Genomic DNA, 18,826 nt, shown 5'->3' on the forward strand with positions numbered 1-18,826 from the left:
AATAAAATGCACCATCAGCTAATATGAAAGTAGGTAATGCTATGAAGAAATTGATTATAACCTTAATTTTTTTCATACTAATAAATTTTTATGGATGTTCTAAAATTAAACCGGAAGATGATAATACAAAGCCAGATATTAATAACTTATTTACAGATGGCCAAGAGATAGATTTTATTACAACAATGAGAGTAGATACTGTTTATACATTAGATACAGAAGATCTTATAAATGAATTAATGAAGTTACTTGAAGATAATACATATACGGAAATTGATAATCTGTCCATTAATAAAAATGAGAATACTGAGATTACTGGCTCTAGATCAAACGGAGTTACCATAACATTACATGATAAAGATGGTTTTAAAAGAGAACTAGATATGTATTCGGAACTAGAAGTAAATTATATTGATTATACTGAAATATATGAGAAACCATATGAGGAGGTAACAATTAGTTATACTGCTGAAAAAAATATATGGTATGATGTGTTGATTCTCATGTTAAAAGGAACGTATAAAGATCTAAATACAAAATAATATAATGGTTCAATTGTCAAGACACAATTTTTAATAATTATAATGAACCAGATTGTGTGTAATCTTTATTGGAATATGTTGTAATCAATAAAATTAGATGATAAAATAATTGTTAAATACACAAATCAAATTTACCTATTTTTTGAAACTATGCTTTTTATAATTGGTAGCAAGTGCTACTTGCAAATCAAAATTTGTTGAAGAAAATAAATCAAAAAATTCATTTAATCTTCGAGAGGCGGTGTTAAATGCGATTTGAATTTAATAGTGAAATAAAACAACTGGAAGGAAAAATAAAATGGAGCGTATTTTACTTTCCATATTCGGCTATTGAGCATTTCGGTTCAAAAGGAAAGATTCCTGTTTCAATCACTGTTGACGGACATATATTTGAACACATGCTTCTACCATCGAAAAATGGACATTATTTAGTTTATAATGAATTTATTAGACGAGCCGTTGGTAAAAAGCTTGGAGAAAGTGTTTATGTGACACTTGAAAAAGATAATAGAAAACGAGAGTTTATAACACCCTCATATATAGAAGTTTATTTAAAAAGTGCAGGCGTTTTAGACATATTTCTTGAACGCCCTGATTATGAAAAGCGGGAGCAAGTAAACCAAATTGAACTTGCAAAAAAAGAAGAAACAAAATAAATAGGATAAATACTTTGATTAAGCGATTGAATGAGAAAAACAATAAGCATATAGAAAATAGAGGAATGTAAAATGGAGGAATGTAAAATGGCAAATGTAGAACTAATTAAAATCATTGAGAAATTTTCACAATCTGGATGGGACTTGATTGACGTGCCATCTAAAAAATGGTTGGCAGACAACAAGGCATCAAATGCAACTGCTGAATTAATAAAAGCAGTTGAACAGGCAGACAAGGAATGTGGTAGTTGTGGCTGTGAATTTGACCCGCTGTACAAAAGAGCACTGGAGTTATTGAGTGTACAATAAGCTTAATATGTGGTCTCACAGCTATGAAATAACAAAATTTTTTATTTCTAGATTTTTGAAATTGGCATGGTTATAAAACAATAACCATATCAGAAGAGGAGACTATAATGAAAACAAAAAACATATTGATGTATAAAGTAATCACGTATTTATTATTGTTTCTTTTTGTGGCATGCATATCATTTCATTTAGCTATATATGGAGTACAATATGTACAAGAGATTCAAGATTCGCAGTTAGCTTCTATAAATCATGAATACAACAATTCTGGTGATGGCAACAACAAATCAATAATCCATAAATTAATTAGTAATAATATGAATCGTATTAAAGTAATTAATAAGTCTGGATTACTATTTTTTTTATTAGGGACATTTAACATAATACGTTCCATACAGATTAGTAAATTCTATATCTATGAGCATGACTCTTTTTCTAAAATATATGCAAGGTCTTTAGTAGCTCAAAAAATCCGTTTAAATAATTGAATCTTTTTACATGGAAATCAAAATTGACATTTTAAGGTGTCTTTTTTTACTATGTTAAAAGGAGATTTGATGAAAAATAGAATATATAAAAGAATTAAGCAATTTTTTTTAATGCTTTCTATTAGCATGACTTTATTCTTAGGACCTGTTGCCGGAAATGAAGTAAGTAAAATGCTACAAAGCATGGATGAAAGAAATGCATTGACAAAAGAAATAAATGAAGCTGAGAACGAAGAAAATAGTGGTGATAAACTCAAGCGAAAAAATACTCAGATCAAAGTGATAAAAAAGTTTATCTCAATCATTTGGCTCATAATTTTTAGCTATAAAGTATTTGCACTCTTATGTGCACATAAATCAGAAGTGGATGAACCCCTTTCTTTTCAGTATTTGAATGATAGGATTATGGTTCGAATCCCGTCTCGCGATTACGAAATCCCTTGATTTTCAAGGGATTTTTTTTACACACGATTTGTGAACTTCTTTTTCTTGTCTTTATTAAGAACTCTATTCATGATATCCCGGTTTTCTTGTTCTGTATTTGGGTTAATCACCAATTAGAAAGTGTAGAATCTGCACATAAGTGATGGAGTGCATACTGTTCATTGGATAATTATGTTTATGATTTAAATTATATGTGATACAATTGTCTGGAATATAAAAATAGATTTTTAATTTTCAGCTTCATTTGAAACGAGGTATTTATAATGCAAAAAATCAAGTATCTATATAACCCTATAACTGCTACACCATTCAGAGATGACAGTACCTATATTGAGATTATACCTTGTCAGAGCTTAAGGCCTTATATCAAATGCTTTTGGGGAACTAAGAAGCCAGTCATTAACATAAAAAAAGATATAATAACGAATGAATTGATTATACCTGATACCTGTATGGATATTATTTTTCATGTAAATTATACTGATAATAAGATAAATAGCAGATTTATTGGAATAAACAATGAAGCTTTTATGGCTGCCACTCAATACGATAAAGAGGAAAAAACTTCAATTTTTGCTATTAGATTTTATGCATGGACTGCTATATTATTTTCTGATGAAGCTATGACTGGTGTGAGGAATAGTATATTTGATACACAGCAACATTTTTCAAAAATAAAATCAGCCATGGAACCAATCATATTTGATATCTCGACGTTAGATGAACGGGTTAAAATAGCTGAAAAATTACTTCTTGATGAGTTAAATATAAAACGACTTAATCATAATTTAGAAACCGCATTATTTTGTATATTTAGAAATAAAGGCAATATTAAAACGACTAAACTTGCAGATGAGGTTTTTATAAGCAGCAGGCAATTAGAACGTATATTCAATGAATACATAGGTGTTTCCCCCAAACAACTGACCTCATTGGTACGGTATCAGAATATATGGAATGATATTTTATTTAATAAGCATTTTAATGTAGCAGATGCTGTTCATCTTTATGGTTATACAGACCAATCACATTTATTACATGATTTTAAAAAATATCATACGCTTTTGCCTAGTGAAGCAAAACGGTATGCAATAAGCAAGGCAAATAAATAATGTCGCAAATTTACAATACGATTTTGTAATTATAATGCATTATAGTAATTATAAAAATGAAATCAGGAAGGGAAAAAATATGATATCGAAAAATACTTATAATATGATAAAAACATGGGTTTACCGAAATGCAAGAGACATTGAACTTAGCTTATGGAAGTATTATTTTGAAAACGGAAGCAAAGAGGATATAATTTCAGCTTTATCCTATTTTCAGAATGATGATGGGGGATTTGGAAATTCTTTAGAACCCGATAACTGGAATCCAAATTCCACACCCTATACAACCTTATATGCCATAAGCGTTTTAAATGATATTGAATTTATAGATTTAAACCATCCGATTTATAAAGGGATTTTGAAATATTTGTATAGTGAAAATGATTTAATGGAATATGGTTGGAGATTTTGTGTGCCGTCTAATGATGAATTCCCTCATGCTCCATGGTGGAATTTTAATGAGGAGGCAAACTTAACTGAAAGTATTGGAGTAACAGCCGGGTTATCAATATTTGTATTAAACTATGCAGATCGAAGTTCTATATTATATCAAAAAACAATAGCATTAGTGAAAAACTTAATGAACAATTTATTGTCTGGCAATAGCTCTGGGGACATGGGTATTGGTGGATATGTAAAGCTTATAAATGCTTTGAAAAAATTAAAGTTTGATGAATATGATTATACTTCATTACAACTTAGATTAAACGATTTGGTTAGAAATTCTATAGAGAATGATATTTCGAAATGGCAGTATTATTGTGTTCGTCCGTCAAATTATATTAGTAGTCCACAAAGTATTTATTACAATGAGAATAAGGATATTGTAGAAAAAGAAATAAACTATCTCATCGAAACGATACCTCAAAATGATGTTTGGGGAATTACCTGGACATGGTTTGATAACAACAGTAAATATAGTAAGGAATTTGCTATTAGTGAAAATTGGTGGAAATCAAATAAAGCTATTGAAAATATGCGTTTTCTTAAAAATTTTGGTTATATAGAGGTTTAAAGCTATCATTAGAATTATCTATTACAAATTATCAAAATCGGCTTTACTTAAAAATCAAACGCCAGGAGGATATTGTATGTTTAGGACTTTATTACAAATATATGTTAAGGGAAGTGACGAAGCTTTTGAGTTTTATAAGAGGGCCTTTGATGCCCAGATAGGATATCAGGATGTTGATGAAAATGGTATTGTAATACATAGGGAGCTTACTATTTGCGGACAAGCTATTGCGGTCGGTGAAGCAACTGACACTACAAGAGCAGGTGGCGTAAAAAGAATAACTGGCAATACCATGCAGTTTTGCATTCAATTTGGAGAGGGGGAAGAAGATAAGGTGCGAAAAGCATACGAAACCTTACTTGAAGGAAGTGAAATCATAACACCATTTGGAGAACTGTGTTTCTGCCCCTGTGGCGTGGAATTAATCGATAAATACGGTGTCTGGTGGTGCTTATTTGCATAGGTACTATTTGTAGTTAGCTAACTACTTTATCGTTAAAAAAATATGTGAACTATCATGTGCACATTAATCAGAAGTGTTTGGAACACCTTTCTTTTCAGTATTTGTAGGATAGGATTATGGTTCAAATCCAGTCTCGCTCTTAATGAAAAAGAGCAGGAAAGCCAGTAAATTAAGCTTTCCTGTTTTTTTGCGACTAAATTGCTATTAATTTGTATACTTTGTTCGGACGGATACCCCAGTATTAATATAGGGCGGACCTGTTTCAAAACCTTTTAAAGCTGCTATGGTTTCTGCCATTCCCAGATATCCCATGGTGTATGGATTTTGTACCATAACCGCTTTTAAGCTTCCATTCTCAATCAAATTCTGAGTTTCAGGTGGAAAATCAAATCCTATTCCGACTATTGGGATGCCACTTTTACTGATTGCATACCCAACACCGATAGTTGTATCCTCATTGGTACCATATATTCCAACTAAATCCGGGTTATTAGCAATATAACTATCTGCTATTATTAATGCACTTGCTGTGTCAGGACCAAATTGAGTATTAAGCAGTTTGAAATTTCTATTAGTAGCAAATACGCTACGAAAACCATTAACTCTTTCTCTGGTATTTGTACTCATTATGGAATCACTAACAATTCCTATTGTGCCTTGTCTATATCCGGCTGCTGCCAATTCAATAATCATATTTTCACCAGCAGTAACACCAGCCATGTAATCATCAGTAGCCAGTGTTACAATGCCTTCTACAGTTGAAGGAGTATCTAGATATATAATTTTAACACCTAAGGATTTTGCATATTCGATTGCACTGGATACACTTACAGGATCGAGAGCAGCTATTAGCATAGCATCTGCACCGTTATTTGCGGCATTGGTTATTATTTCTATTTGCTTATCTACAGATCTTTCCTCAGGAGCATCCCAAATAAAACTAGCCCCTACTAAACTAGCCATATCATTGATTCCTTGATTAATGATAAACCAGAACTGACTGATTTTGTCCTTGGAAATATAGTAAATATTGTAATCCTCTATGTTCGATGCTCTTATAAGCATATTTGCATATTTATATCTTAAATACATGATTTAACCTCTTTTAATCGTAAGAAAATATAGAGTGTTTATTTAATATATTCATTAATTGCTAATCTATTTCCTAACTATAATTGTATTAGGGGCCAAAACACCAATCTAAAAATATCAATGTTTTCTATTATGATATATAGCCTTACTCTGGAAAATATGGTAAACTTATCTATAATTTATCCTTCTTTCATGTGAGATATTAAGGATACCATAACATTGCTTACTTTTTGATCTGTAGTAAGGATAGATAAAAAACAGAAAATACAAAACAAAAGGAGGAAAAATAATTGAAATTATTTAGTGTTAAGAGTACTTTAACCGTTTTCATTTTTTTATTCATGATGTCTATCATACCCACATTTTCAGTTAAGGCGGCTGAAGATGATTTTTTTATTGAAAACGGTACTTTGAAATACTATTATGGCTCTGGAAGCTCAGTAGTCGTACCTGATGGTGTTACCTGCATTGATATTTACGCATTTAAAAAACACACGGAATTGACCAGTATAATCATTCCGGACAGTGTTACGACCATTCGTCAGGGGGCATTTTCAGGGTGTACCAGTCTGACAAGTGTAAATATTCCGGACAGTGTTATAAATATCGGGCTTTATGTTTTTGAAGATACTCCGTTGATTAAAGATATTTCCGGTGGTTTCACTGTGGCAAATGGGAATATTTTGGTAAGTTATAACGGTAAAAGTGAATTGGTCACCATACCGGATGGAATAAAATTCATTGCCTATGGGGTATTTTCAGACAACAATACTTTAAAAAGCGTTGTTATCCCCGATAGTGTTACAAATATTGGTGAGAGTGTTTTTAGTAAATGTAAAAAATTAAAAAATGTAAAGCTTTCAAAGAATGCAGTTAATATAGGCGACTATATGTTCTATAGCTGCGAAAGCCTGACAGGCATAAGCATTCCAAACAGCGTTAAGACCATCGGTACAGCTGCTTTTATAGACTGCGGTAATCTGAAAAGTATAACCATACCAAATAGCGTTACCAGTATCGGAAGTCTTGCCTTTTCTACCTGCAGCAAATTGACAAGCATAAATCTTCCAAGCGGACTTAAAAACATTGGAAGTCAGGCATTTTCGCATTCAGGCCTGAAAAAAGTTGTCTTTCCTAAGGGGATTGGCATCATTGAAAGTATGTCTTTTAGTAATTGTGAGAATTTAACAAGTGTAACGATTCCGAATGGAATTACCAGCATTGAATCTATGGCCTTCTGGGGCTGTAACAAGCTGAAAAAGGTTACTATCCCAAAAAGTGTTACAAAGATTGGATATAAATCATTTGAAGGTGTACCCTGGCTGTATGCCAGTAAAGAGGAGTTCTTTATAGCCGGTGATAACATCTTGCTGCAATACAACGGAAAAAAATCTGCCGTTACCATACCTAATGGGGTGAAGGTTATTTCTGATGAGGCATTTGCAAACGGTTGGAATATTAAAAGTGTAAAAATTCCAAATAGCGTGACCACCATTGGTGATGAAGCCTTTGCTGGATGCGCAAAATTAAAGAACATAACTATTCCAAAGAGCGTTACTTCTATTGGCGGAGGGACTTTTGACGGTACGCTCTGGCTGGATAGCTATCGGAGTGATTTCGTGGTAGTGGGCAATAATATATTAGTTCAATACAAAGGAAAAGGCGATACAGTAATTATTCCAGACAATGTGAAAAGTATCGGCGCCGGTGCCTTTTATGAAAACAAGAAACTGACGGGTATAACAATTCCGAACAGTGTTACGAAGATAGGTAATGGTGCATTCAGATATTGCAGCAATTTAAAAAACGTAACGATTCCAAAGAGTGTTATCAGTATTGGTGAATATGTCTTTGCCGATTGTACAGGTTTGGAAAAAGTCGTTGTTGAAGAGGGTACAAAGAGTATCGACAGTTTTGCATTTTACAATTGCAGCAGCCTGGAGAGCATACGAATCCCTGACAGTGTAACTGACATGGATGATTTTGCGTTTTCTGACTGTTATAATCTGACGATTTATTGTTCCTGGGGTTCCTATGCTGACAGATATTCCTTTACCCATATGATACCTAGCTCTTATACAGACACCTCCGTAAATATTCGGTAAAGAATAAATTATCACTTATATAATAACATCAATATTACAAATATAGTTTTCCAATAAAAGCAATTGTAGACAGGCTGTAGGCACATTGCAGACGGTGTGCTTTTGTACTTGTTTTTATGGGTTTTATGGATAGCAGAAATGTTGAATCCCGTCTCGCACTTAATTAATATGAGCAGGAAAGCTTGTAAAATCTGTAATTGGTTCACATGAATATCTTATGCAGATGTTTCTTTTCGGAGATGAAGGAAAGAATAGTAAATTTTATGGTGCGGATGAGATGATATTCTCAAAGATTTGACTTCCTCTAATTAGAACTGTATAATTAAGTAAAATTAAACTTGATAATTAGTTATAGTTGGAAATAGCGAAGTAGCCAATGATGGGGGCTTTTTATGAAAAAAATATTGTATGTAATTTTGTTTTTCCTAATTATATTGACAGGGTGTAATAGCAATATGCTGGCAGCAAAAGGTAGGCAAAACAGTGTTTTGCCTGTGGAAAATGTATCTCTTCCTACGGAAACAATTAGTGTCACTATAGCACCCGGTTCTATGGAGAGCACAAGACCAGCTATAATTCAATTAAGTATGGTATCGATGAATTCTGGATTTGCTCTTACTGAAGGAAGACATATTTTAAAAACTACTGATGGCGGTTTAACCTGGTTGGACATCTATATTATTGAGGATACAGATATGATTACAGATATTAAACCAGTTATAGAGGCTATCGATGATAACACCTTATTCTTGGTTGCCCAATATAATAACCATACTAATTTTGCTAAAACAACAGACGGAGGACATACCTGGTTCTCTACGATTATCAATTCCAAATTAAACTGGGTAAATGATGATATCGGAAATTATGCCATGGATTTTATTGATGCTGATAATGGATATCTGCTAATTGATTCAACCCCCGCTGCGAGTCAGATGTATAAGGTTTTATATAAAACTACTGACGCAGGGGAAAACTGGGCTATGGTTTGCGGAGATAAAGGGTGCGATGATATTATTACTGGAATTACGCCAAGTGGAATTAGCGGTTATCCAACGGCTATCTCATTTATAAATTCTGAGTGTGGCTGGATTATGAGTGGAAGTAACGGAGCTTTTGCTTATGGGCTATTTATAAATCAAACTGATGATGGTGGTAAGACTTGGCGTACATTAGATTATCCAGTGTTTCCTAAGAAATATTCAGTAATGGATGTAGATAATATTTATGTAGATGCCTCGAAGCCTTCATTCTATGATACCGAAAATCTAAATGGTAAAATGATTTTATCTTTTCATCAATACGATCTAGGTCAAAATGATATATCATATATATATTCCTTTACAAAGAAAAAGACTTGGATACTTGATGGCAAATGCAATATTCAAATTTCTAATTTTAAATTCATGAATGATAAAAATGGGGTAGGTCTAGATATAAATGGCAATGTCTGCTTAACAAATGACGGAGGGCTTAGTTGGAGTAAAGTAGAGTGATTTTTTCGATATGGGTTAGCAATTTTACTGAAATACGTTGTAATTCTGAATAAGGAGCTTTATTATGAACAAAGTAGAAATTATGAAATGCTCTACCCCATATAATTATGATGAAAGCTATCTGGTTATAGATGGAAAATCAATTGTTATGTATCTGAATGAATGGGTAAAAGCAGGAAAATGTAAACGGTTAGAAAAATTTAATAGTTTACTTGGGGTATATCCTGCATGGGGTAAAGAACTTGTTTGGGAGGCTGATAAGCATTTTATTTATGAATTGCTGGTAGCTAAAGATACTCTTAATGTACCTATACTTGTGTGCGAGGATGATTTAGATTTTAGTTGTATTGTTATACTTGCTAGAATACGAAAAGAACATAATTACGTATATTGGGATAAAATAGGGTTACTTAATCATGACAGTGAAGATTTCATAATAGAGAAGAAATCAGGAATTTTATTTACAGAAGCATACAATGATGATGATTGGAAAAATTACGGAGATAATATAGCTTTGACCAAAGTAGATAGTAAAGAATGGTGTGATTGGATATCAAAAAATTGGTATGACGAGTTATTACGTCGTAGAAGAAACTATACAAAGCCATATATGCAAAATGATAAAAATATTATTTGGATAGAAAATGTGAACTGGAGCTTTGATGAAAAGGATTATCGAGTATGCATGGATTGGTATGCAAATTAGAAAAAGTGAGAGAACGGGACATTTATAATCTAACTGCTCTTGACATTTGCGTAAAAACGTAGTAATTTATAAGAAATAATAAAGGCAATGAAAAGAAAAGTAACCGATGGGATATGTTACAGAGAGCTTTGATATCTGGTGAGAAGAAGCGCAGAATACATTGGTGAAAATGGTCTTGGAGCCGCGTACCGACTACATTTATGTATAGGCTACGATGGGAGTGCCCATTACAGCACCAGAGTATCGAAGCAGTAATTCCGTACTCGCAGAGGTCTATATTGAGAAATATAGATGAATTAAGGTGGTATCACGAAGCACATTAGCTATCGTCCTTGAAAATTAAGCAGAGGAGGGTAGCTTTTTTTTATATAAAAAAATGAAATCGATTATATAAAACACTCCGATGTGGATTCTCACTCCTGGTAAAAAGTTGCTTGCTGTGAGGTCTGCTAGTGAGTGAGACTGTCAGTAATCTGACACATTGGTTTTAATCTATAGAAAATAGAAGGGCTGACAATGATAATAAGAAGATTTAGTTATGAAGATGCAGGGTGCGTTGCTGATTTGATAAACCAAAATTTTTTAATAGAAAATATAAAAACTTATACAAAAGAAGAATTAAGTGCAATCATTTTTAATGAAGAAAAAGTCCGGGCAGTTGCCGGCTTTGCGCATATGTACGTGTGCTGTATCGATAATGAAATAGTTGGCTGCGGTACAATATCCAGTCATATCGGGAGTTTTAAAGACAGCATTCTCTTAACTATTTTTGTGAAGCCAGAACTTCATAAAAAGGGAATTGGTAATTCAATTATGGAGATACTGGAAAAAGAAGAATTATATTTACATGCCAGAAGAATTGAGATTCCATCACCTAAAACAGCCTGTGAAGTTTATCTGAAGATGGGGTTATAAATATAAGTACCGCTTGAACGATATGGTATGATAATCCATTATCGTAAAAAATCATTGTTTTGTTATAACATGTTGTGACAGAGACTGTTGTAGAATATAAAATATATGACTGGGAATAGAATAAGGGTTTTTTGCTGCCATTCACAAATTTTCTGCAAAATTGTTACAAAATATAATCCTTATTCTCACCCTGGTAATTTAGCCTTTGAATTTGCAACAGCCCTGTCAATGTCAGGCTATGTTAAGATGAAAAGTGGGTTAATCCAAGTCCACCCAATCTCCTCTAATTTCGTCATCTATTTTAACATATACCGGTTTGTAGATATTAGCTTTAAGGTCCGTAACTGTAAATTCTACGGTATATTTACTGCGGACAAATACGCCGTAGGTGTTTTGGGCATCGAAATAACTTTTGACGCCTACATATTTACCTTTTCTCTGCATTGCTATAGCAGAAGAGGGAAGATCAGGAAATTCAGCGGTTCTGGGAGTTTTTATATAATCCAAAATGATTTCCTTGGCATAGGTATAATATTTATCCGGGTCTGTTAACTCTCTTTCTAGTATTTCTTTTTGATTCATTTTTACTTCTTTCCCATCATACAATGTATACATTGCCCATTTTATAGTGAAACTTCGTTAATGACTGGATTTACTACAAGAACATTACGTTCATATATCAAGAGCGGACTGTTAAAAGGAAGTTGTATCAATAGAAAATGGATTTTTACAGAAGAAGAGTTATATCAGTTTTTTTCTAATGATTTTGTTATGGAGGGCATTGTGATAAAATGCAATGCCTCGGTTAAACAATTTATGTGGTCTATGAAAAGATTACAACCGGAAGGTTGCTTTATATATGACCTACCAGGAAGTAAGGAAGAAGTGGGAGGTGCTGTTCAAAAACTGATTGTATATCTGAAGGAGAATGCTATAAATCTATAATGAGATATAAGTAAGTAATTAAACATGTGGCAGGTCTAGCGGTATCAGCATATGTTTATTATACAATTATGCAGTTTTTATTTGGAAGAATTTGTGGTATACTATGTTAAAAATATCGGCTTGTAATGTGCTTTAAATATGAAAAGAGGAGGTCAAATCATGGGACAGTTTACGTTTGAAAAATGTTTGGATATAGAAGGACTCTATATGGTACAGCCTAAAATATTTGCAGATGAAAGAGGATATTCGTTAGAAACCTATAATTATAGAGACTTTGAAGAAGCAGGACTTAATATGGTTTTTGTTCAGGAGAATCATTCCCAGTCATTTCAGGGAGTTTTAAGAGGATTACATTTTCAAAGAACCTATCAGCAAGGAAAGTTGGTCCGGGTGATAAGTGGAGAGGTTTTTGATGTGGTGGTTGATATTCGCGAAGGATCTGATACATATGGGAAATGGTTTGGTGTTGTTTTATCCTCAGAAAAGAAAAATATGATATATATTCCGAAAGGGTTTGCCCATGGGTTTTTAGTGCTTTCTGATTCGGCTGAATTTACATATAAACTTACGGATTATTATCATCCCGAAGATGAGGATGGCATTCCCTGGGATGATAAAACCATCGGTATCAACTGGCCTATTACAGAGGGGATGAAGATCATTACTTCGGAACGAGATAGAAAGCATCCACCTTTTCAGGATAGGAAGTGGAGGCTTTCTAATAAGCCCAATCAGGATTAGAGGAGGTAAAAATGGACAGAAGTGAAAAGGCCATATTCACGAATATGTGTATGGTATATGATATCAACCAAAACGTATTGGTTCTGGATAGAAAAGACACAGAGTGGGGAGGAATTACATTTCCCGGAGGTCATATTGAAAAAGGGGAATCGTTTACAGACTCCGTGATAAGAGAAATATATGAAGAAACAGGTTTACATATTTCCTGCCCGCAGCTTTGCGGTATAAAGCAATGGCCCCATAATGACGGTTCCCGTTACGTGGTCTTATTTTATAAAACAGATCAATTTACCGGTGAGATTACTTCTTCTGACGAAGGAGATGTTTACTGGGCAAAGCTTGATGAACTAAAGGATATGGATTTAGCAGAGGGAATGGATCAGATGTTAAAAGTCTTTTTAGAAGAGAATCTTAGCGAATATTATTGCTGTATCAGTGATGGGGAATGGAAGAAAGAACTTAAATAAATTGTATAGGTATATATACAAAAGAGAGACCTTATGATGAAGAAAGACAACATTGGATTTATAAGGTTATAGAGATAACAGATATGAGCTATAAGAAACGGTGGGAAAAGCATGAAACATACATTACGGCTGACAGACTATAGGATAGAGGAGATTAATGAGATTTTCCATATTGCAGACGAATTACAGGAAGGTAAATACAAGGGATTTTTAACAGGAAAAACTATAGTTATGTTTTTTCCAAGTTCGAGTCTGCGAACCAGAATAACATTTGAGAAAGGCATTTATTTACTAGGAGGACAAGCCATATTGTTTCCCACAGAAACCCTTGATAAAAAAGAGAAAATAGAAGATGTGGTTAAATACTTAAATAATTGGGTAGAGGGTGCAATTATCCGCCATAAATCAATTGCATTATTGGAGGAGATTGCAGCATATGCAGAATTTCCGGTAATAAATGCAATGACTGATTACAATCATCCCTGCGAAATGCTGTCGGACTTATATGCGCTTTCAAAAAGAAGGCAGGATTTTACCAAGGATAAGTTCTTGTTTGTTGGTGCAAAAAGCAACATAGGACTAGCCCTAAAAGAAGCGGCTGACTTGATGGGGCTTTCCTTACTGCAAAGCTGTCCTGCCGGTTACGAGTTAGAAGGTGTTGAAGTAATTCGTGACTTAAAGAAAGCAGTACAAAACATTGATGTCATATGTACGGATTCATTACCTCATAATGCTTTAAAAGATTTTGAAAATTATCAGATTACCTCTGACCTTATAAAGCTGGCTAATGATGATTGTGTCTTAAATCCGTGCCCGCCCTTTTACCGGGGGGAGGAAGTTTCTGCCGAAGTGATTGAAAGTTCTCATTTTGCAGGATATGAGTTTAAAAAGAATCTGCTTGAAGTCCAACAGGCAATTATTATTTATAATATGACTCATACATAGCAGCAGCGGTGGCCGCCAGAATTAACAGGTAACATAGAAAATCGCCTCCAATCGAAAAATAACTTATATATAAGGGTGCGAAGCGCACATTTTTCGATGAAGTTGTCAAGTGTTTTTGACGAGAAAGTGGGGATTTTAATAAAAAAGGAATCTGAAAGCCTTATACTGGCTTAGGGATTCCGAGAGACTATTTGTATACCAGGAGGTAATAATTGATTAAGTATAGAGATATTTTGGCAGAGACGGAGAGAATAATTGTAAGACCGGTGTTAATTACTGATTTTGATGTATTTGTCTCTGGATATAAAAATTGCGGACCATCCCGTAATCGATTTGATGAAGGGTGTTTTGATACAGGTTTCATGACTTTGGAGTGGTATCAAAAGTTGTTAGAAAGGCGGGAAAATGAGGCGGATAGTGATTTTTCCTATATGCTGAACATATTTTTAAAAGATAACTGTACTTCCATCGGATATTGTGATATCACCACCCATCAAAGAGGAGATTTCCAATATGCAAGAATCGGTTATACAATACATAATACCTATTGGGGGGAAGGGTATGCAACGGAAGCGGTTTTAGCTTTAATTAAAATAGGTTTTGATATGTTAAACTTTCATCGGTTAGAAGCACATATTAATCTTGATAATCCGGCTTCGAAGAAGGTCGTTCAAAAAGCAGGATTTTTATTTGAAAGTGTCAGGAAAGGTTTTATTTTAGAAGATGGTGTTTGGACGGATAACGAAGTGTATTATATCAATAATTCAAACTTTACATGACTAGATTTGAAAGTTCAAACTTTGACTCTCAAATCAACTTTAATTGATATGTTGATAAGATAACAAAAAAATCCCTTCATAAGGGATTTTTTTACCCTTTGCGTAATATGAGATATTGCTTTTAGTATAGGGAAAATGTAATTGTGATTCTATATTTTATATGATAAGATAGACACAAAAATATAGTCAGGAGGGGTTAAAAATGACAAAAAATTCGATGAGGGTAGTGCAAGAATCCATAGCAGAGATGGTGGCAAAGAAGATTCGGGAAGATATTATGAATAGAACCTTAAAATCCGGTGACAAAATACGGGAGGTGGAACTAAGCAAGCAGTTGAATGTTAGCCGCACACCAGTGCGGGAAGCATTTCGTATATTGCAGTCGGAAGGCCTGGTAGTTCACAATCCCAGAGTCGGAGTTGTTGTAACTTCCATTGGTATCAATGATGTGGTTCAACTTTATGAAGTAAGAGGGGTACTGGAGCAGCTTTCTGCTCAGAGTGCGGCAAGTTATATTACGGAAGAGCAGATTAGGGAACTGAAGGAAATCAATAATAAGATGCGGGCTTGTGCAGATGAAAACCCGGAAGATGCAGATAATTATGACATAGAGTTTCATATTTATATTGCTAAATTAGCCCATAATCCCATATTGGAAGAACAGTTAGCCATTCTGCACCGAAAGACTCATATGGTGCTGAATTTTGTACCGTTTCAAAAGGGACGTATCCCTTACAGCTGTAAGGAACATGATGATATTATAAATGCTCTTGAGCAGCATGAACCTGAGATCGCAAAGAAATATATGGATATCCACTTTCAGAAAAGTACCAAATCCCTTCGTGATAAAATTATTGCATACAATTCTGAAATCAAATAAAAATTAAAAAACGTTTATTGTATACAAAAAACGATTTGTCAATTTTGACAGATCGTTTTTTAGTGCGCCAAAATGCATCTATTTGGTATTGAAATTAAATTGAACTATACAAAGTGCACAAAAAAATCATTATTTTATGGGGATAATAGTAATATACAAAAATAGCTCTTCATGATAAACTGTATACAATATACTTGATAACAGACATAGAACCCCTTAAAAAGGTCTAAAAAGTCAAGATATTGTATACAAGAAACACAAAAAGGTCATTATGTTTGTTCTATGCAACTAATACAAATGAGGTGATAAAACAGGTATGGAATCAAATCAGCCTATTGTACATGTTTCGATTACTGATATGGTAGCAGATAAATTGAGAGATGGAATCAGAGACGGTACTTTCAGGGTCAGTCAAAAATTAATTGAAACGGAACTGTGCAAAACAATGGAGGTCAGCAGGACACCAATCAGGAAAGCCTTTCATGTCCTCCTAGAGGAAGGTCTTTTGGAGAGAATAGAAGGTTATGGCATAGTGGTTACAGGTGGTGAACGTAAACGTAGTTATTGGTTAGAAATATTGGGAGCCTTGGAAAGGATTGCCCTGGAAAGCGCGGTTATCCATAGTTCGAATACAGATTTAGCAGAGTTAGAAAAGGTTCAGCTGAATTTGGAAGAAATATGGGAAGGAACCAATGGGAATATTGATCCAAATTCCCCTGAATGGAAAGCAGTTTCCACATTAGATATGGAGTTTCATAATCGGATTGTCAGAGCCAGCACAAATCCGTTCCTTGGAGAATTTATCGATATGGCAGCAAGAAAAGGCAATATAACCTATTATCACGGAAAGATCATAGAAGCTGATATTTCAGAGCATCGTATCATGATAAAAGCAATCGAAGATAAAAATACCGAACTTGCGGATAAGATAATGAAACAACATTTCAGGTAATGGTTTTTGCATACAAAATTTCAATGTATGACAAACGATGATTAAAGATTTATATTCCGAAAAGAAATTGTTAATGTGAATATGCTGGGAAAGGAGAAGGTGAGAATAGTGACCGAACGAGTTGATTTTTTACAGTGATTCATTTCAGAAAGGTTATTAAAACTTACAAACACATTAACAGTTACTTATATAAATTAACATTAACAATGTAAACATGTAAGGAAATTAAACGAGGAGGTTTTTTGATGAAAACAATGAAAAAAATTATAGCATTCAGTTTATGCCTGGTTATGCTGCTTTTTCTTACAGCATGCTCTTCAAATGGGGATTCCAGTACCGGAACGGATGCATCAAATGGGAATACCGGCACACAAACCGACGGAAAAGTAGATAAGACTGGGACTGCGGGTGATGGGTCTGCAGAAGCAGGGGGAGAAACTGCCATAAGCGATGTAAGCGGAACCTTAAAAATTGCAGGACCGGGGCTCTTTACAACGGTAGGAGAAACCGGAACAACAGACCTGGTTACCGGTATTCAGTTACCTGGCTATGATGTTGTGGTGAAACGCTGGAATGAATTATATCCAAATGTAAAACTGGAAATCGAAACAAGCCCATGGGATAACTGGAAAGCAGTTCTTCAGACGTCAGCTCTTTCCGGTGATGTTGACGTATTACTTCATGGATCCTCCATTACTGCCATTGCAGAGCCTATTGGAGCCTATTTGGACAAGAATCCCGAGATGGAGGGAATGTTTAGTATGCTGGCTATGAGAAGAACCGAGGATAATGGCGGTGATTTTTCAAAATACATACCATATGGTTTAACGGTTACAGCCAATCCTCTGGTTGTGGTAATAGACAAACAGATTTTTGAAGATTACGGTGTTGCAGTGCCGGAAGCCTCCTGGACTTTTGACGATGTGACAGCGTTAAGTAAAAAGACCACCGGTAAAGATCCAAAGACCGGTAATGAAACCTACGGAATCAGTATGCTGGCTGCAGCCAGTGCGAACAAAAACTATATCTGGGCTTCCAGGGGATTTGATGCACCGGTATTCCAGTTTGGCAAAACATTAAAAGAAACAAAAGCAGATTTCACTACAGATGCCACAAAGAAGGTATTAAATTATATTACTTCCCTATATGCATTTTCAAGTCCTGATTATCTGGAAGGGCTGGATACTGCAGTGGCCAATACGGCAGATAATAATCTTGCCATGCGTATTACGGAAAGTCCTATTGATGACTACAATAAACTGGAAGCAGCCGGACTTTTAGATCGATTTATGTTTGTGCCGCTGCCTGCAATCCAAAGCGGTGCTAACGCAGGAAATACGTCAAGCCATATGGGTGACTGGAACATGGCTATTTGCAACACAAGCAAAGAAAAAGATTTAGCCTGGGAGTTTATCAAATTTATGGTTACGGATGAAGTGGTTCAGCAATGGCTGGTAGATTGCAATAGTATACCGAATAATCTGTCCGCACTTCCTAAGCTCAAAGAAAACATGAAACCAGAATATTACAGTGCACTGGAAACTGTTTTGCAGCAGCAGCCACTGGAGTTCAGTGCTTCTACCAATGAGTGTTATGATAGCGGTAATTTCGGAACCTTTGCAAATGATGTTACTTCTATACTTAATGAAATGTTTGTAGGAAATTCCTCTGCGGACGAAGCGGTAAAATTTGTTCAGAAAAACCTGGACGATTATATGAGTTCTGTGCAGTAGTTATAAGAAAAACGAAATATTTAAAATGGCAGTATCCAAAG

General features: G+C 34.4%; 22 protein-coding genes and 1 other annotated feature. Of the genes, 20 read left to right on the plus strand and 2 right to left on the minus strand.

The window, feature by feature from the left end; translation table 11 throughout:
* Positions 1 to 41: 41 nt before the first annotated feature.
* The 8 genes from QA584_RS10215 to QA584_RS10250 all read left to right on the plus strand — a co-directional run bounded on the left by QA584_RS10215 (position 42) and on the right by QA584_RS10250 (position 5,029).
* Positions 42 to 542: a hypothetical protein gene (locus QA584_RS10215; protein WP_278274414.1), complete on the plus strand. Its 501-nt coding sequence runs from the start codon at positions 42 to 44 to the stop codon at positions 540 to 542.
* Between the two features lie 248 nt (positions 543 to 790).
* Positions 791 to 1,198, plus strand: coding sequence for a DUF1905 domain-containing protein (locus tag QA584_RS10220; RefSeq protein ID WP_278274415.1), 408 nt, complete (start codon positions 791 to 793; stop codon positions 1,196 to 1,198).
* 87 nt (positions 1,199 to 1,285) lie between these two features.
* Positions 1,286 to 1,507 (plus strand): hypothetical protein, encoded by a 222-nt coding sequence (locus QA584_RS10225; protein ID WP_278274416.1) that lies wholly within the window; start codon positions 1,286 to 1,288, stop codon positions 1,505 to 1,507.
* Positions 1,508 to 1,614: 107 nt separating this feature from the next.
* Complete coding sequence (locus QA584_RS10230; protein ID WP_278274417.1) at positions 1,615 to 1,995, plus strand: hypothetical protein; 381 nt, start codon at positions 1,615 to 1,617, stop codon at positions 1,993 to 1,995.
* A gap of 69 nt (positions 1,996 to 2,064) precedes the next feature.
* Complete coding sequence (locus QA584_RS10235) at positions 2,065 to 2,439, plus strand: hypothetical protein (RefSeq protein ID WP_278274418.1); 375 nt, start codon at positions 2,065 to 2,067, stop codon at positions 2,437 to 2,439.
* Between the two features lie 263 nt (positions 2,440 to 2,702).
* Complete coding sequence (locus QA584_RS10240; RefSeq protein WP_278274419.1) at positions 2,703 to 3,551, plus strand: helix-turn-helix domain-containing protein; 849 nt, start codon at positions 2,703 to 2,705, stop codon at positions 3,549 to 3,551.
* Between the two features lie 79 nt (positions 3,552 to 3,630).
* Positions 3,631 to 4,566, plus strand: coding sequence for a hypothetical protein (locus QA584_RS10245; RefSeq protein WP_278274420.1), 936 nt, complete (start codon positions 3,631 to 3,633; stop codon positions 4,564 to 4,566).
* 76 nt (positions 4,567 to 4,642) lie between these two features.
* Positions 4,643 to 5,029, plus strand: coding sequence for a VOC family protein (locus QA584_RS10250; RefSeq protein WP_278274421.1), 387 nt, complete (start codon positions 4,643 to 4,645; stop codon positions 5,027 to 5,029).
* A 204-nt stretch (positions 5,030 to 5,233) separates the two neighbouring features.
* Here QA584_RS10250 and QA584_RS10255 read toward each other — a convergent pair whose 3' ends face one another.
* Positions 5,234 to 6,121 carry a substrate-binding domain-containing protein gene (locus QA584_RS10255; RefSeq protein ID WP_278274422.1) on the minus strand — a complete coding sequence of 296 codons (888 nt, stop codon included), beginning with the start codon at positions 6,119 to 6,121 and terminating at the stop codon, positions 5,234 to 5,236.
* Positions 6,122 to 6,411: 290 nt separating this feature from the next.
* On the opposite strand from QA584_RS10255, the gene QA584_RS10260 reads away from it, so the two are divergent.
* From QA584_RS10260 to QA584_RS10275, 4 genes are all read left to right on the plus strand, one after another.
* Positions 6,412 to 8,226, plus strand: a complete 1,815-nt coding sequence (locus QA584_RS10260; RefSeq protein WP_278274423.1) for a leucine-rich repeat domain-containing protein — start codon at positions 6,412 to 6,414, stop codon at positions 8,224 to 8,226.
* 392 nt (positions 8,227 to 8,618) lie between these two features.
* Entirely contained in the window at positions 8,619 to 9,722 is a 1,104-nt protein-coding gene (locus tag QA584_RS10265) for a WD40/YVTN/BNR-like repeat-containing protein (protein ID WP_278274424.1), read from the plus strand.
* Between the two features lie 64 nt (positions 9,723 to 9,786).
* Complete coding sequence (locus QA584_RS10270) at positions 9,787 to 10,428, plus strand: XRE family transcriptional regulator (protein WP_278274425.1); 642 nt, start codon at positions 9,787 to 9,789, stop codon at positions 10,426 to 10,428.
* A 78-nt stretch (positions 10,429 to 10,506) separates the two neighbouring features.
* Positions 10,507 to 10,765, plus strand: a binding site (T-box leader).
* 179 nt (positions 10,766 to 10,944) lie between these two features.
* Positions 10,945 to 11,343 carry a GNAT family N-acetyltransferase gene (locus tag QA584_RS10275; RefSeq protein WP_278274426.1) on the plus strand — a complete coding sequence of 133 codons (399 nt, stop codon included), beginning with the start codon at positions 10,945 to 10,947 and terminating at the stop codon, positions 11,341 to 11,343.
* Between the two features lie 258 nt (positions 11,344 to 11,601).
* Here the strand turns inward: QA584_RS10275 and QA584_RS10280 are convergent, their stop codons facing one another.
* The gene (locus QA584_RS10280; protein ID WP_278274427.1) at positions 11,602 to 11,925 is read right to left on the minus strand and encodes a hypothetical protein; all 324 of its coding nucleotides are present in this window, start codon (positions 11,923 to 11,925) and stop codon (positions 11,602 to 11,604) included.
* A 201-nt stretch (positions 11,926 to 12,126) separates the two neighbouring features.
* Here QA584_RS10280 and QA584_RS10285 point away from each other — a divergent pair, with 201 nt between their 5' ends.
* The 8 genes from QA584_RS10285 to QA584_RS10320 all read left to right on the plus strand — a co-directional run bounded on the left by QA584_RS10285 (position 12,127) and on the right by QA584_RS10320 (position 18,785).
* Complete coding sequence (locus QA584_RS10285) at positions 12,127 to 12,288, plus strand: hypothetical protein (RefSeq protein ID WP_278274428.1); 162 nt, start codon at positions 12,127 to 12,129, stop codon at positions 12,286 to 12,288.
* 159 nt (positions 12,289 to 12,447) lie between these two features.
* Complete coding sequence (rfbC, locus tag QA584_RS10290) at positions 12,448 to 13,029, plus strand: dTDP-4-dehydrorhamnose 3,5-epimerase (RefSeq protein WP_278274429.1); 582 nt, start codon at positions 12,448 to 12,450, stop codon at positions 13,027 to 13,029.
* Between the two features lie 11 nt (positions 13,030 to 13,040).
* The gene (locus QA584_RS10295) at positions 13,041 to 13,496 is read left to right on the plus strand and encodes an 8-oxo-dGTP diphosphatase (RefSeq protein WP_278274430.1); all 456 of its coding nucleotides are present in this window, start codon (positions 13,041 to 13,043) and stop codon (positions 13,494 to 13,496) included.
* Between the two features lie 111 nt (positions 13,497 to 13,607).
* Positions 13,608 to 14,441 (plus strand): ornithine carbamoyltransferase, encoded by an 834-nt coding sequence (locus QA584_RS10300; RefSeq protein WP_278274431.1) that lies wholly within the window; start codon positions 13,608 to 13,610, stop codon positions 14,439 to 14,441.
* 212 nt (positions 14,442 to 14,653) lie between these two features.
* On the plus strand, positions 14,654 to 15,220 hold the full coding sequence (locus QA584_RS10305; protein WP_278274432.1) for a GNAT family N-acetyltransferase: 567 nt from the start codon (positions 14,654 to 14,656) through the stop codon (positions 15,218 to 15,220).
* 202 nt (positions 15,221 to 15,422) lie between these two features.
* Positions 15,423 to 16,100 carry a GntR family transcriptional regulator gene (locus QA584_RS10310; RefSeq protein WP_278274433.1) on the plus strand — a complete coding sequence of 226 codons (678 nt, stop codon included), beginning with the start codon at positions 15,423 to 15,425 and terminating at the stop codon, positions 16,098 to 16,100.
* A gap of 316 nt (positions 16,101 to 16,416) precedes the next feature.
* Positions 16,417 to 17,052, plus strand: coding sequence for a GntR family transcriptional regulator (locus QA584_RS10315; RefSeq protein WP_278274434.1), 636 nt, complete (start codon positions 16,417 to 16,419; stop codon positions 17,050 to 17,052).
* Between the two features lie 245 nt (positions 17,053 to 17,297).
* The gene (locus QA584_RS10320) at positions 17,298 to 18,785 is read left to right on the plus strand and encodes an ABC transporter substrate-binding protein (RefSeq protein WP_278274435.1); all 1,488 of its coding nucleotides are present in this window, start codon (positions 17,298 to 17,300) and stop codon (positions 18,783 to 18,785) included.
* Positions 18,786 to 18,826: the final 41 nt, after the last annotated feature.

It is taken from the genome of Anaerocolumna sp. AGMB13025 (assembly GCF_029689925.1).
Lineage (GTDB): Bacteria > Bacillota > Clostridia > Lachnospirales > Lachnospiraceae > Anaerocolumna.

Coding starts and splice junctions, on each gene's coding strand:
- rfbC (WP_278274429.1), top strand. CDS start 12,448: ATGGGACAGTTTACGTTTGAAAAATGTTTGGATATAGAAGGACTCTAT.
- QA584_RS10315 (WP_278274434.1), top strand. CDS start 16,417: ATGGAATCAAATCAGCCTATTGTACATGTTTCGATTACTGATATGGTA.
- QA584_RS10240 (WP_278274419.1), top strand. CDS start 2,703: ATGCAAAAAATCAAGTATCTATATAACCCTATAACTGCTACACCATTC.
- QA584_RS10295 (WP_278274430.1), top strand. CDS start 13,041: ATGGACAGAAGTGAAAAGGCCATATTCACGAATATGTGTATGGTATAT.
- QA584_RS10320 (WP_278274435.1), top strand. CDS start 17,298: ATGAAAACAATGAAAAAAATTATAGCATTCAGTTTATGCCTGGTTATG.
- QA584_RS10280 (WP_278274427.1), bottom strand. CDS start 11,925: ATGAATCAAAAAGAAATACTAGAAAGAGAGTTAACAGACCCGGATAAA.
- QA584_RS10265 (WP_278274424.1), top strand. CDS start 8,619: ATGAAAAAAATATTGTATGTAATTTTGTTTTTCCTAATTATATTGACA.
- QA584_RS10215 (WP_278274414.1), top strand. CDS start 42: ATGAAGAAATTGATTATAACCTTAATTTTTTTCATACTAATAAATTTT.
- QA584_RS10250 (WP_278274421.1), top strand. CDS start 4,643: ATGTTTAGGACTTTATTACAAATATATGTTAAGGGAAGTGACGAAGCT.
- QA584_RS10225 (WP_278274416.1), top strand. CDS start 1,286: ATGGCAAATGTAGAACTAATTAAAATCATTGAGAAATTTTCACAATCT.
- QA584_RS10275 (WP_278274426.1), top strand. CDS start 10,945: ATGATAATAAGAAGATTTAGTTATGAAGATGCAGGGTGCGTTGCTGAT.
- QA584_RS10300 (WP_278274431.1), top strand. CDS start 13,608: ATGAAACATACATTACGGCTGACAGACTATAGGATAGAGGAGATTAAT.
- QA584_RS10220 (WP_278274415.1), top strand. CDS start 791: ATGCGATTTGAATTTAATAGTGAAATAAAACAACTGGAAGGAAAAATA.
- QA584_RS10255 (WP_278274422.1), bottom strand. CDS start 6,121: ATGTATTTAAGATATAAATATGCAAATATGCTTATAAGAGCATCGAAC.
- QA584_RS10230 (WP_278274417.1), top strand. CDS start 1,615: ATGAAAACAAAAAACATATTGATGTATAAAGTAATCACGTATTTATTA.
- QA584_RS10235 (WP_278274418.1), top strand. CDS start 2,065: ATGAAAAATAGAATATATAAAAGAATTAAGCAATTTTTTTTAATGCTT.
- QA584_RS10270 (WP_278274425.1), top strand. CDS start 9,787: ATGAACAAAGTAGAAATTATGAAATGCTCTACCCCATATAATTATGAT.
- QA584_RS10310 (WP_278274433.1), top strand. CDS start 15,423: ATGACAAAAAATTCGATGAGGGTAGTGCAAGAATCCATAGCAGAGATG.
- QA584_RS10245 (WP_278274420.1), top strand. CDS start 3,631: ATGATATCGAAAAATACTTATAATATGATAAAAACATGGGTTTACCGA.